The organism is Streptomyces lancefieldiae (assembly GCF_031845825.1).
In the GTDB taxonomy this organism is placed as follows: Bacteria; Actinomycetota; Actinomycetes; order Streptomycetales; family Streptomycetaceae; genus Streptomyces; species Streptomyces lancefieldiae.
In genome coordinates this window covers 100,825-114,453 of sequence record NZ_JAVRFH010000016.1, presented here as the reverse complement: position 1 = coordinate 114,453, position 13,629 = coordinate 100,825, and the positions used below count along the sequence as shown (strand labels likewise).

At 71.1% G+C, this 13,629-nt stretch carries 10 protein-coding genes and 1 pseudogene; 5 read left to right on the top strand and 6 right to left on the bottom strand.

Features of this window, described 5'->3' with window-relative positions; all coding sequences use genetic code 11:
- Positions 1–6 precede the first annotated feature (6 nt).
- Complete coding sequence (locus RM812_RS18475; protein ID WP_311573722.1) at positions 7–1,542, top strand: hypothetical protein; 1,536 nt, start codon at positions 7–9, stop codon at positions 1,540–1,542.
- A 141-nt stretch (positions 1,543–1,683) separates the two neighbouring features.
- On the opposite strand, the pseudogene RM812_RS18470 reads toward RM812_RS18475, so the two are convergent.
- Positions 1,684–1,902 (bottom strand): annotated as a pseudogene (locus tag RM812_RS18470) (MFS transporter); the annotation flags it as partial.
- A gap of 133 nt (positions 1,903–2,035) precedes the next feature.
- Between RM812_RS18470 and RM812_RS18465 the strand changes: the two are divergent.
- Positions 2,036–4,312 (top strand): FG-GAP repeat domain-containing protein, encoded by a 2,277-nt coding sequence (locus tag RM812_RS18465; protein WP_311573720.1) that lies wholly within the window; start codon positions 2,036–2,038, stop codon positions 4,310–4,312.
- Between the two features lie 207 nt (positions 4,313–4,519).
- Here the strand turns inward: RM812_RS18465 and RM812_RS18460 are convergent, their stop codons facing one another.
- From RM812_RS18460 to RM812_RS18450, 3 genes are all read right to left on the bottom strand, one after another.
- Positions 4,520–5,893: a cryptochrome/photolyase family protein gene (locus RM812_RS18460; RefSeq protein ID WP_311573718.1), complete on the bottom strand. Its 1,374-nt coding sequence runs from the start codon at positions 5,891–5,893 to the stop codon at positions 4,520–4,522.
- 113 nt (positions 5,894–6,006) lie between these two features.
- Positions 6,007–7,506, bottom strand: a complete 1,500-nt coding sequence (locus RM812_RS18455; RefSeq protein WP_311573715.1) for an SDR family oxidoreductase — start codon at positions 7,504–7,506, stop codon at positions 6,007–6,009.
- 412 nt (positions 7,507–7,918) lie between these two features.
- Positions 7,919–8,521 (bottom strand): TetR/AcrR family transcriptional regulator, encoded by a 603-nt coding sequence (locus RM812_RS18450; RefSeq protein WP_311573713.1) that lies wholly within the window; start codon positions 8,519–8,521, stop codon positions 7,919–7,921.
- An 80-nt stretch (positions 8,522–8,601) separates the two neighbouring features.
- Between RM812_RS18450 and RM812_RS18445 the strand changes: the two genes are divergently transcribed.
- Entirely contained in the window at positions 8,602–9,447 is an 846-nt protein-coding gene (locus RM812_RS18445; protein ID WP_311573711.1) for an SDR family oxidoreductase, read from the top strand.
- Between the two features lie 78 nt (positions 9,448–9,525).
- Here the strand turns inward: RM812_RS18445 and RM812_RS18440 are convergent, their stop codons facing one another.
- Positions 9,526–10,155, bottom strand: a complete 630-nt coding sequence (locus tag RM812_RS18440) for an anthrone oxygenase family protein (protein ID WP_311573709.1) — start codon at positions 10,153–10,155, stop codon at positions 9,526–9,528.
- A gap of 140 nt (positions 10,156–10,295) precedes the next feature.
- Here RM812_RS18440 and RM812_RS18435 point away from each other — a divergent pair, with 140 nt between their 5' ends.
- Positions 10,296–11,180 carry a LysR family transcriptional regulator gene (locus tag RM812_RS18435; RefSeq protein WP_311573707.1) on the top strand — a complete coding sequence of 295 codons (885 nt, stop codon included), beginning with the start codon at positions 10,296–10,298 and terminating at the stop codon, positions 11,178–11,180.
- A gap of 279 nt (positions 11,181–11,459) precedes the next feature.
- Positions 11,460–12,263, top strand: coding sequence for a GNAT family N-acetyltransferase (locus RM812_RS18430; protein ID WP_311573705.1), 804 nt, complete (start codon positions 11,460–11,462; stop codon positions 12,261–12,263).
- Between the two features lie 436 nt (positions 12,264–12,699).
- On the opposite strand, the gene RM812_RS18425 is transcribed toward RM812_RS18430, so the two are convergent.
- The gene (locus RM812_RS18425) at positions 12,700–13,626 is read right to left on the bottom strand and encodes a LysR family transcriptional regulator (RefSeq protein WP_311573703.1); all 927 of its coding nucleotides are present in this window, start codon (positions 13,624–13,626) and stop codon (positions 12,700–12,702) included.
- Between the last annotated feature and the right edge of the window lie 3 nt (positions 13,627–13,629).

Sequence of the window (13,629 nt, the reverse complement as noted above, 5' to 3'; positions counted from 1 at the left end):
GCCACGGTGTCCGTCAGCAACGGTGTGATCGGCGCGGGGCCGGACGAGTCGGAGGCCGCCCCGGAGAAGAAGCCCGGAGCGAACCCGGAGAGCGGACCCGCGGCCGAATCCGAATCCGAATCCGAGGGTGAGGCCGCGATCGTGGCGGTGGCAGCACCCGAGTCCGAAACCGGGCCCGGGACCGCGGTGGGCGTCGCCGCCGCGCTGCGGGGGAGCGGTGCCTCCAGGTCGCCGGAGGCCACCAGGACGGAGAGCGAGCCGGAGGGCGCCGAGGCGGAGGGCGCCGAGCCGGAGGGCGCCGAGCCGGAGGGCGCCGAGGCGGAGACGAAGTCCGGGGCACCCGAAACGTCGTCCTCCGAGGAGCCGTCTTCCGCGGAGCCGTCGTCGCCCGAGGGGTCGACGGCATCCGCTGCCCGGCCTGCCTCGACGGCAACCGCCACCAGCGCCACCACCGGCAGCACAGCCGTTGCTCCGGCCGCGGCCTCCGGGCCCCGCTTCTCCTGGCTGCGTTCCGGACGCACCGGAGCCGCCACCACCGCGGCCGCATCCGGCAGCGGCTCGGGCGAGGGCTCCCCGGGCACCGGGGCCACCGGCGCCTCCGGGGACCCGAACCGGATATCCCGCCCCATGGTCGCCGCCGCCGCGATCGGCGGAGTGATCCTCCTCGCCACCCCCTTCATCATCGGTGCCGTATCCGGCGACGATCCGAAGGACGACAAGAGCCGCGGCGACGCGGCCGGTTATACCGGCCCGAGCACCTTCCCGTCGGGGTACGTCCCCAGCGCCGAGCAGGACGGCGACAAGGCTCCGGTGGTCAAGGCCCCTGACGGCAAGAAGGACACCACCTCGAACGTGCCTCCCGGGCCGCAGAACAACGCCGTCGCCGACTCCGCCGGGAAGGAGAAGGTGGCCGACGAGCCGTCACCCACCGGGACCCGCGAGGCGACCACCAAGTCGGAATCCGGTTCCAAGGCGCAGCCCGGGGGGCCGACGACGGATTCCAGGTCCGACTCCACCAGCGGCCGGTCGTTCTCCGCCTATGAGGGCCCGCACTGCTCGGGCTCCGGCACCTCCTACCGAGAGCACGGCTCGTCCAAGGTCGCCAACGACGACGACCAGTGGACGACCGCGGTCGGCGGCTACTCGTCCAACGGCTGCAGCGGCCGGTACCGGTCGGTCCCGATGTCCGGCGACAACAACGACGCGGGCAACTACGCCACCTGGTCCTTCGACACCGGCTTCGGCACCGCGGGCACCTGCCGCGTCAGGGTGCACATCCCCGGCTCCGGCGGTATCCGGCACGTCGGCGGCAACCCGTCCTACTACACCGTCCACGCCGGCAGCAACTCCTCCGGGGCGCAGCTCGCGAGCTTCAGGATCGACCAGGTCGACCACCTGGGGCAGTGGGTGGAGGCCCCGAACGTGAGGATCAGCGGCGGAAGCCTGTCGGTCGTGCTGCACGACCGCGGCAAGGACTGGGACTCCAACGGCCCCACGGACGCGCACCACGCGGCGGACGTGGTCCACGTGAGCTGCAGCTGACCCTGTCCGGTACCGCACCGGCCGGGCAGGCCCCTCGGCGTCGGGGATCTCCTTGTGCTCCAGCCCTACGTGGGCGGCGTCCATCGGCGCGATCATGGCAGCGCCCAGGGCGATGCCGTGGATGAACAGCACGGCCATGAGCAGGATTTCGCTGGTGTCGGCGGTGACGAAGGCGAACGGCACGGTGGACACGGCGACAAGGACGAAGGCCACGAGTGCCACCGCGCGCGGGCCGACGTGGTCCGTGTACGTGCCTGCCAGGCCGCGGGCGACGAGGGCGCCGATTCCCTGGGGGTTGAGCAGCAGTCCGGCGCCGAGTGGCGACGCGCCGCGGACCTGCTGGAAGTACAGGGGCAGCACGACCACTCCGCCTGAGCGACACCTCCGTCGGCCTGATCACATCGTCCACCAAGCACAACCTTCCGACGTGATCAAGAGTCTGACCGGGCGCGCAGCTCCTGGTGCGCGCCCGGTCGTTTGAGAGGAACCCGCTTTGACCCATGTTCGTCCCGCCCGACAACAGCTCGTCGCGGCCGTCACCACCGTTCTGGCCGTGACCGTCGGTGCGAGCCTCGCGACAGCGCCCGCGATCGCCGCGACGCCCACCGCTGCCGTCGGTGCGGACGCCGGACCCGCCGAAACGCAGGCGGCCGTCGACGGCGTCATCTCCATCCCCCGCACCGACCAGGTCCTCAGTGTCGGCCCGAGCGGGTTCCTGTCGGTGGAGCGCCGATGGGACCACACGTACTACCGCTGGACCAGCACCGTCGACGGCACCACCACCAACCTCCCGGAGTGGTACAGCGGGTACCGCGGGGGCGGTTCCGACACTGTCGTGGCCAAGGAGGACGGCACGACCCGGTACCTGCTCCATGACATGTCGTCGCCGGGCAGCGACCCCGCGGTCGTCAACCAGACCGACACCCGGCTCTACTGGAAGGGCGTGGTCGGCAGGACTCTCGTCTTCTCGTCCTGGGACAGCCAGAGCAGGACGGGCCAGCTCCGTCTGATCGGCGAGGGGAACCAGGCGGGCAGCGACCGGCAGGTGACCGGCCTCACGCCGAACTCGAGGGTACAGAGCGTCGAGGCCCTGTCGGACAGCTCGGCGCTCGTCCGATACGTCTCGGAGGATGCCGACACCGACCGCTCCTACCTCGCCGTCGTGGACGTCGCCACCGCCTCCGTCGTCGAGAAGCGGGAGGTGGGCGTGTCCGCGTACGACACCGACACGGCCCTCTCCGGGGACCGCTGGGTCTGGGTCGACGCCCCGACATCCGCGCACGCCAAGCTCATGTACGCCACCCGCGACGGTTCGGGGAGCACGCCAGCCGTGGAAGCGGCCGACCTGGGCGACTCCGTCCGCCCGCACATCGGTGTCCTGGGCGACTGGGCCACGTACGCCGCTCCGGGCGGCGCCGCCGCGACCGAGGCTTCCACGCGCTTCGCGCTCAGTGCCGTCAACCTCGTCGACGGATCCACGGTCAAGCTCCTCGACCACGCCTCGTCCACCGTCCCCGCCACCGACGGCGCGCTCCTGGTGCGCGGCGGTACGGTCGCCCACGGAGAGGGGGTCTACCGGATCGTGCTCGGGGCGGACGGAAAGCCCACCGCCACGCTCATCGCGAGCACCGGCGAGCCGACCGCGCTCACGCTGCACACCGGGGCCACCCTCCCGGTCGTCGACCTCGACAAGAACAACGGTCAGGCCCTGCTCCGCTGGGTGCTCTCCCGGACCAACGCCCAGGGCTCCGTGACGGTTCGTCACATCACCACGGGCCGCAGCGTGCGGTACGACTTCGCGCAGGCGGCCGCCTACGAGGGCAAGGGATCCGTCGACTTCCGCTGGGACGGGATGCTTCCCAACGCCGAAGGCACGAAGGAGTTCGCTCCCAGCGGCGACTATGCCTGGGACTTGACCGCCTCCCCGCTCAACGGTGTCGGGCCGGACGTCGCGCAGACCGGCACCTTCAAGGTCACCCGCACGGCCGGCCTGCACGACTACACGGACAACAGCACGCCGGACCTGCTCTCCCGTGATGCCGCGGGCGTGCTGTGGCGCGACGACTCGGCCAAGGTGGCGTCCGCGCCGCAGCCGTACTCGACGGGTCGGGCGAAGGTCGGCGGCGGCTGGCAGATCTACAACCAGCTGGAGGCCGCCGGGAACATCGCCGGCAGCCCGGCCGGCGACCTTGTCGCCCGTGACAAGACCGGCGTGCTCTGGCTCTACCAGGGCAACGGAAACGGCAGCTTCGCCGGCCGTACGAAGATCGGCGGCGGCTGGCAGACCTACGACAACATGACCGGCGGCAGCGACCTCGACGGCGACGGGAAGTCCGACCTCCTCGCCACCGACGCCGTCGGCGACGCGTGGTTCTACAAGGGCACGGGCAGCACGAGCGCGCCGTTCGCACCCCGCAAGAAGATCGGCTGGGGCTGGGAGATCTACAACCAGCTCACCGCCACCGGCGACATCACCGGCACCTCCGCCGGAGACCTCGTCGCCCGCGACAGGGCCGGTGTCCTGTGGCTGTACGAGGGCAAGGGCGACGGCACATACGCCCCGCGCACGAGGATCGGCGCGGGCTGGGGCGTCTTCACCCACCTCGTCGGCATCGGCGACGCCGACCGCGACGGGCGGGCCGATCTCTACGCGGTCGGAACCTCGGGCGCCAAGTTCTACGCGGGCACCGGCGACACGGCGGCCCCGTTCAAGCCTGCCGCCCCGGGCAACCTGCTCTCGGACTCGGCACCCGTCGACTCGGTTTTCTGACGATGTCGGCCCCGCATCCAATGACCCTGTCCTGACGGGACGTCGGCACGGTCGCGGCGGGTGCGGGGCGCACTCGGCCGGTTGCGCGTCGGCCCGGACCGCCGCGCCGCCGTCAGTCCGGCGTCGGGAGCCGGAGCGTCCAGGTGCACCCGTGCATTGGTCGGCCCGAGCTGGTCGCCGAGGAACCCGTGCACGATGTGTCGCTCCTCAGTCGCGACCGCGGGCGTGTTTGAAGCGTGCCAGCCCGTCGGCGAGGTCAATCAGCGGTTCGGGGTAGTCGAGGCGGGCGCGGCGGTCCTCCGGGAGCCGCCAGGGCTCGTGCACGTAGCGGTCGTCCACGTCGTGCAGTTCGGGCACCCATCGTCGTACGTAGGTGCCGTTCGGGTCGTAACGTTTGCCCTGGAGCACGGGGTTGAGGACGCGGTGGGGACGGGTGTCGGTGCCGGTTCCGGCGACCCACTGCCAGTTGAGCTGGTTGTTGACGATGTCGCCGTCCACGAGCAGGTCCAGGAAGTACCGTGCGCCGATCCGCCAGTCCACGTACAGCGTCTTGGTCAGAAAGCTTGCCACCAGCAGGCGCGCGCGGTTGTGCATCCAGCCCTCGTGACGCAATTGCCGCATCCCGGCGTCGACGACCGGATAGCCTGTGCGGCCCTCCCGCCACGCGGCGATGTCCTCGGACGCCTCGTTCTCGCTCCGCCACCGGTCGTGCCGGGTGCGATAGTCCCGGACCGACGCCTCGGGCCTGGCCGAGAGCACCTGGTGGTGAAAGTCGCGCCAGCACAGCTGACGGACGAACGCCTCCGCCCCGGGCCCACCGTGCGCGCGGGCCCGCTGGACGAGCTCGACCGGCGACAGTGCACCGAAGTGCAGATACGGCGACAACCGGGAGGTCGCGTCGCCCGCAAGGTCGTCGTGCCGTTCCTCGTACGTGGACAGACCTGTGCGCGTCCATCGTGAGAACCACTCGCGTCCCGTCTTCTCGCCTCCGGCGGGAAGGCACGGCGAGATGCCGGACAGGGTGTCGCGGGACGGCAGCGGCTCGCCGGTTACGGTGTCGGGGACCCGCACGGTTCTCGGTGCCGGGCGGGTGTCCCGCAGCCGCTCGCCGGACCAGCGGCGGAAGTAGGGGCTGAACACGGCGTAGTGGTCCGAGTCGGCCGGCGTCACACGCGCGGGAGCGACGGCGGTGATCACGGCGTCGTGGACGCGCAGTGCCACGCCGCGTTCGCCAAGGTGGTCACGCAGTTGCTCCTCCCGTCGCTGGGCGTACCCGGTGACCCCAGCAGCCATGTGCACCTCCGCGGCCCCGCACTCGGCGGCTACCGCGTCGACCTCCTGGGCGACCGGCCCGCTGCGCACGACGAGCCGGCCGCCGCGCCGGCGCAGTGAGGCGTCGAGGTCGGCCAGGCAGTCGGCGAGGAAGGCGTTCCGGTTGGGCGCGTCGAATCCCGCCTCGTGCACACCGGGATCGCGTACGAACAGGGGCACCACCTCGTCGGCCGCCGCGAGTGCGGCGCGCAGTGGTGGATGGTCGTGCAGACGCAGGTCCGAGGTGAACAGGACGACCGCGACGGTCATGTCGTTGCTCCTGGTGCCGAGAAGCGGTGCTGTTGTGTGATGTTGCCGGACGCTCCGCCCGGCGCGGGAGTGCCGGACGAGGTCGGCGGGGGACCGGAGCCCGACGCGCGCGCTCATGACTTGGCGGCGGCCCGGGTGATGTTGCGGGCCATGCCGCCGAAGACGACGGCGTGGAACGGGGAGACGCTCCACCAGTAGGCGTGACCGAGCAGGCCGCGCGGGTGGAACAAGGCGCGTTGCCGGTATCGGGTGCGGCCTTCGGTGTCCGTCTCGGCGTACATCTCGAGCCAGGCGAGACCCGGCAGGCGCATTTCCGCACGCAGACGCAGCAGGTGGCCGCGCTCGATCTCCTCGACCCGCCAGAAGTCGAGCGAGTCGCCCACCCGGAGGTGAGCGGCGTCGCGGCGTCCGCGGCGCAGGCCGACGCCCCCGACGAAACGGTCCAGCCAGCCACGGACCGCCCAGGCGAGGGGAAAGGAATACCAGCCGTTGTCGCCGCCCACGCCCTCGATCACCTTCCACAGGGCCTCGCGTGACGCGTCGACCGGCAGTCGGCGCTCGTCCTGGTAGAGGCTGCCACCGGCCCAGTCCGGGTCCGTGGGCAGCGGGTCGCTGGGTGCTCCCGGTACGGCGGCGGAGGACCAGCGTGTCGCCACCTGCGCCTCGCGCACCCGGCGTAGTGCCAGGGCCAGAGCATCGTCGAACGGCAGGGGCCGACCGGGGAGATCGGGCACATGGGCGGCGATGTCGTGTTCATGGCATACGACCTCGTGGCGCAGTGACTCCGTCAGCGGCCGGGCGAGGGAGGCGGGCACCGGAGTGACGAGACCGACCCAGTGGCTGGACAGTCTCGGGGTGAGGACCGGCACCGGCACGATGACCCGCCGCCGCAGCCCGGCGACGGTGGCGTAACGGCGCATCATCCCCTGGTACGTGAGGACGTCCGGTCCGCCGATGTCGAAAGCTCGGTCGACGTCTGCGGGCATGGTGGCCGAGCCGACGAGATAACGCAGTACGTCGCGTACCCCGATGGGCTGCGTGCGGGTGTGCACCCAGCTGGGGGTGATCATGACGGGCAGGCGTTCGGTGAGGTAGCGCAGCATCTCGAACGACGCGGATCCCGAGCCGATGACGACCGCGGCCCGCAACACGGTGGCCGGTACGGGCGCCTCCAGGAAGATGCGTCCGACCTCGGCCCGGGAGCGTAGATGCGGGGAAAGGTCTCCCTCCGGGATACCACTGGGGGTAAGTCCGCCGAGATACACGATCCGGCGCACGCCGGCGGCGTGCGCCTGCATGGCGAAGGTCCGGGCCGCGCGGCGATCGGTGTCCTCGAAGCCGGAACCTGTGCCCAGGGCGTGCACCAGATAGTAGGCGACGTCGATACCCCGCATGGCTTCGGCGACGGAGTCGGCGTCCGTGACGTCGCCGCCGACGGTCTCGGCGTCCTGCGCCCAGGGGTGGTCGCGGAGTTTGCCCGGGGAGCGGGCCAGGCACCGGACGCGGTGGCCGGCTTCCAGCAGTTCCGGCACCAGACGTCCGCCGATGTACCCGGACGCCCCGGTGACCAGGCAGTGCAGCCGCTCCGTGTCACGCTGTCCGTCCGTGTCCACGAGCAATCCTCCAGGCGTTCGGTCCGACTTCGTGCTCTGATGTCCGATCATGGGCGTATCAGCGTGGCCGTGCCTGTCGCGGCGACGCGGCGGCGAACCGTGACGAGGAGAACGGAGGCCACCCTGTTCCGGCGCCACCTCCCGTAGGGCTCCGTGCTCCGACGGCGGCGCCCGCGTGTCCACGCGGAGTCCGGCCACGGCGGCGGCCCGTCATCCCGCACGGCAGGAGCGCCGCCTGCCGCCCCGACCGCCGGCACGGCGGCCGCCGCGGGCGGTCGGGAAGGAGGGCCGGGGAGCGGCAACCGGGTGACCGGGGTCGCGCGGAATGAGCACCAACCTCCCCTGGGGCGCCCGCGCCAGCAGAACCTCGGAGTCGGCGTGGCTCTGACCTGGTCGCCGGTCGCGCGCTGGGTTACAGGTGCGCGTCGGGAGCCCGGAGGGAGTCGAGCCAGCGCAGGAGGCGGGATCCTTCGCGGGTCATGATGTCCGGGTCGCGCAGGGCGTTGGCCAGGAGTGACATGCCCTGGTAGGCGGAGATGAGAGTGAGGGCCAGGTCGTCCGGGTCGGACAGGCCCAGCTCGCGGAACTGGCGTCCGGACCAGTCCAGCAGCCGCCGGATGACTGCTCCGGCCTCGGTGTCGAGGGTCCCGTCGGCGCGCTTGTCGAGCTCGACGGCCAGGGTGCCGGTGGGGCATCCGTAGCGAGCGGCGACGTCGCGCTGGTCGACCCACGCTTCGATCAGCGCCTTGAGGCGGTCGCGCGGGTCTGCCAGCTGCTCCAGCCGGCCGGTGAGTTCGTCCAGGTGTGCGCTGTGCTCGGACAGCGCGGCCTGGATCAGCTCGTCCTTGGTCTTGAAGTAGTAGTACACGTTCCCCACAGGGACATCGGCCTCGCGCGCGATGTCGCCGAGGGTGGTGCGTTCGACCCCCTGCTGATGCAGGACCCGGGCCGCCGCCGCCGTCAGCCGTTGACGCTTCTGCGACGCCTGCGCCCGCCGATTCACTGAGTTGGTCACCCAACTAACTATAGGCAGCCGTCCGGGGAGGTGTGCTACGTTCCTCTTAGTCAGTCAACTAACTCACAATCGGAGTCGTGATGATCGCAGTGACTGGTGCTACCGGCAACATCGGGAAGACGCTGGTGGAACTGCTGGCCGAGGCGGGCGAAGAGGTCGTGGCCGTGTCGCGGCGACCCCAGCCGGCCGGACTGGCGGCTGGGGTCCGGTGGGGCCAGGCCGACATCGGGAGCACCACGGGCCTGCGACCCGCCCTCGAAGGAGCCCGTGCCCTGTTTCTCCTCCTGGGCGGCGAACTCAACAGCCGAGGCGAGAACCCGGCCACCCTGCTCGACATGGCATCGGATGCCGGGGTCGAGCGGATCGTCCTGGTCTCGTCGCAGGTCAGCACCACCCGCCCCGAAGCGCTCTCGCACGCCCGCCTGCGGGAGTTCGAGGCGGCCGTGCGCGCGTCCGGACACGACTTCACCATCCTGCGCCCCGGCGGTTTCGCCTCCAACACCTTCGCCTGGGCCGAGACGGTCCGCACCAAACGCACGATCTTCGCCCCATTCGGGGACGTGGCACTGCCCGTCATCGACCCGGCGGACATCGCCGCAGTCGCCGCAGCCGCCCTGCGCGAGGACGGTCACGCAGGCCACGCATACGAGCTGACTGGTCCCGAACCGATCAGCCCGCGCCGGCAGGCCGCAGTCATCGCGGAAGCCCTGGGCGAGGAAGTGACCTTCGTGGAACTGTCTCGCGAGGACGCCCATGCCCGCATGGCGCAGTTCATGCCGGAGCAGGTCGTAACCGGCACCCTCGACGTACTCGGCGTCCCGCTCCCGGCAGAGCAGAAGACCAGCCCTGATGTGGAGGCTGTCCTGCACCGTCCGGCCAGCCCCTTCGGCGCGTGGGTAGCACGCAATCTGCCGTCGTTCCGGTAGGCCATGCCTCGGGCGCACACAACGCCGTGCGCCCGAGGCAGCCTCCCTGCCGCCAACGGGCGCACCCCACGCCCGGTTCTAAATGACGGGTTCCACCGGCGGAGCGACGGCGCTGGAGGACCGGCCGGGGTGCTGGTACGGGCCCGGACGCGGATGCTCCATGACGTGCGCCGGCGTGTGCAGGGAGGTGCCGCCGCCCGCGCTGTCGTGTGCACGGTGCGCCCCATGCAGGACCAGCGACCAGGTAAGGCAGCCGAAGGCGGCGGTGTGCAGCAGCGCCCGTACGACATTCCAGGCGACCCAGCTGCCCTCGAAGTCGCTGCGCACCCTCGCGAGGTGGCGGATGTGGTCGGGGTCGCCGGCTTGGGCGAGCTTGTCGTTGAGAGGGACGTTGACGGCGCTGGTGACCACGAAGGCCATGAGGTACAGCACCAGCGCAGCGATCAGCCACGGCAGCGCGGAGCGGCTCTGGCCGCGCCACGCGAGGGCCACGGCCAGCCCGAGCAGCGGGATCGAACCCATGAAGGGGAGCATGAAGGCAGGGTTGATGATCGCCTTGTTGATGCCCTGCATCGCTTCGACGAGGGTGTGGTCGGAGGACCGGCCCAGGCCGGGCATCACCGAGTAGGCGAAGGCCGAGAAGAGCCCGGCCATGAGCCCGGTGAAGAGGGTGGTGACGAGCAGCGTGCCCGTCTGAAGGTGTCGCATGCTGGGTCCTTCGCACGATCGGCCGTGAGATGCCCCGGGCGGGGGCGCTGTTCCACCCTCCGTCCGGCCGCTTGCACCCGGCAATGCCCGTTTGAAGCAGACGCATTAACCTACAGGTTAACGCCGACGGGGGAGGGTCCGTGGAGATCAGGGACATCGAGATTTTCCTGACGCTGGCGCAGGAACTGCACTTCGGCCGCACCGCCAAGCGGCTGTACGTCACCCCGGCCCGGGTCAGTCAGGCGATCAAGAAGCAGGAGCGCGGCATCGGCGGCGCCCTCTTCGAGCGGACCAGCCACCACGTCCGCCTGACCCCGCTCGGACAGCAACTCTACGACGACCTGCTCCCGGCGTACCGCGGCCTGCGCCAGGGGCTGGAGCGCGCCGCACTGACCGCGCGGGGCAAGCCCGATGTGCTGCGGCTGGGGATGATCTCCAGCAACACCGGCGATCTGCGCCCGGTCCTCGCCGAGTTCGCGGCCCGACGGCCCGGCTGCACGGTGCAGATCCGGGCCGTGCCCTACGACGGCCCTTTCGCCCACCTGCGCGCCGGAACCGTCGACGTCCTGCTCGTCTGGCTCCCGATCGAGGAACCGGACCTGACGGTCGGCCCGGTCGTCTGCACCGAGCCCGTCGTGCTCGTCGTCTCCGCCAACCATCGGCTGGCCGTCCGCGACTCGGTCTCGTACGAGGACCTGGCCGACGAGCCCGTCGTCACCGGCGCGGCCCCCGCGTACTGGCGTGAGGCCCTGATCCCCACCCGAACCCCGAGCGGCCGCCCCATCCCCGCCGGCCCGGCCGTCGTGGACGGCACGCAGCTGTTCGCCGTCGTCGCCACCGGCGAGGCGGTGTGCCCTGCCTTCGCGCACGGCCTGCGCTACTACTCCCGCCCCGACATCGCGTACATCCCCATCCGCGACGCACCGCTCAGCCGTTGGGCGTTCTGCTGGCGCAGCGACGCCGAGACCGACGCGATCCGCGCGCTGGCTTCCGTGGCTGCGGACCTCGGCCCGCTGGCCCTGTGACCCGACCGGGTCACAGCACAGCACGAGCCCCGCGTGCCTGCCCTCTGAGGATCGGTTCGCCCTGTCGGCATTCTGCTGACCGCGCCTCTACACCGAACACGCTCACGGGATGAGGGTTGATCAGGTGAACCGCCCGGGGCGCCCTCGATGAACGTCACCTGGCAGGTGGGCACGACGTCGTCCGCCTCTGCGCTGTTCCTGCCCCAAGGGGAGCGGCGGCGACACATCCGGGGCATCATCAAGCGACGCTCTTCCCTACACAGCCCCCGGGGGGTACTGGTGCACAGTCTCGCGGACTCGATCGAATCGATGGAGCAGCTCGCCACGGTCTGGCGGACCGTGGTGCTCGAACGGAAGCCGGACGCGGACGTAAGAGACCTTCCGGGCGTCGCCGTCCGCTGGGCCGACTGCCGCTTCGCCTTCTGGAACTGCGTCACGCTGACCGAAGTGGGCGCGGACGCCGTGCTCCTGAAGCAGCGCCTGCACGAGGCGGCGGAGATCATGCAGGAGAAGGAACACCCGGGCTTCCTGTGGGTGTTCGAGGACCTCGTCGACGAGGACGCGCGCGCGGTGCTCGACACAGCGGCCGGGCAGGCCGGTCTGGAACACGCCTTCCCCGGCACGGGCATGGCGGGAGACTTGCTGCCCATTCCCGAACCCTTCCACCCCGAGCTGACGTTCGTGCGCGTCACCAGTGACGAGCAACTCCAGGCCTACGCGGACATCAACTCGCGTGCCTACGGATTCGCGTTGGAGGACGGGCGGGACGGCCTGGCCGGCTCCTCCACACTGTGGAAGGAGCGGATTCACGCCTATCTGGGGATGCGGGACGATATGCCCGTCACCTGTGCGGCCGTGGTGGAGGCGGAGGGCCGCCTCTTCGTCCTGCTCGTCGCCACCGACCCGCAGTGGGAGCGCAGGGGCTATGGGGAGGCGGTGACGCGCAAGGCCCTGTACGAAGGCGCTCGGGCCACCGGGCTCACCCGCGCCACCCTGCACGCGACGGTCGCCGGCGCACCGGTGTATCCGCGCATCGGCTTCAGGCCGAACTCTCCCCTCCACTTCTACACACTGAAGGGCTGACCACGGCTGCCGCCGCCGAGCCGTGATGTTCCGTTCCGGCGGCCGCAGTCTGCGCGTAGGACGTCTGAACGGCGGAAGAGCGGGAATCCGCAGCCCAGGATGATGGCTTTGATCGAGTGCGGCACCCACGCCGTCATCGACGCGGCTTTCGACTCGATTGCCAGGTTCGGCGAGCACAAGCTCGCCCGCGGCCTGCTCGCCTCCCTGCGGCCCGGCATGCCGCTGTTGGCCGACCGCAACTTCGCCGGCCATGAGCTGTGGGTCCTGTTCGACGGTTCGTACGTGTCCGCCATGCCCACCCGGCCGAGGGCCAGCGCCTGGCGCGCAAGCTCGACGGCCTCGCCACCGGATCGGGCGGGATGCCGGGGTAGGGCACGGACCCCGCACGACGGTGGGCCCCGCTCCCGCGCCCGGCAGCCCTTCTGGACCGGACGCGTCAGGCTTCGCGGACGAGGAAGTTCTTCGCGGATTCACGGAAGTGGGCGACGAGCGGGTTGGCGTCTGCGAAGCGAGTGGCGACCACCACCTGGCAGGGTTCGACTCCCTCGACGGGGACGGTGACGAGGTCGTTGCGGAGTGTGCAGCGCCGGTCGTCGGCCGGCACGAGGGCGATGGCCCGGCCGTCGGCGACGACTTCGAGCTTGTCCTCGAAGGTGTCGACGAGCATGGGACCGAGTGGGGCCGGGCTGCCGTCCGGACGGGGTTCGAGCCGCCAGAACCCGGTCCACAGCGCAGCCATACCAGCACAGGCCACGAGGGGTTCGTCGGTGAAGTCGTCCGGGGTGACCGACTCCTTGCCGGCGAGGCGGTGGAACGCGGGCACGAGGAGTGCCCGGGGTTCGTCGTAGAGGACGGTCACGTCCAGACCGTCGCTCGGGATCGGGAGCGGCGTGCGGACGACGAGCGCGTCGACCCGGCCCTCGGGCAGGGCGCGAACCTCGTCCCAGTCCAGGTGACGGGTGCGGACGTGGGTGTCGGGATGACGGCGGCGCAGGTCCCGCACCGCGGGGGTGATGACGAGGTCCTCGACATATCCGATGGTGACCGTACGCGGCGGCGCGGCGGCGCGTGCGGTGAGCACCGCCTGGTGAGCCGTGTGCAGGAGCGTCTGTGCCTGCGGGAGGAAGGCCGCGCCGGCCGCGGTGAGGCGGCTGCCCTGAGTGGTGCGCTCCAGCAGGCGCACGCCGAGGGCGTCCTCCAGCCGCTTGATCTGACGGCTCAGGGAGGGCTGGGCGACGTGCAGCGCCGCGGCCGCCCGGGCGAAGTTCAGATGCTCGGCGACGACCGCGAAGTACCGCACCAGTCTCAGATCCAGGTCAGGGCCAGGGCGGGGCGCCGTGGAGGGCGGGGCTTCGTCGGACATACC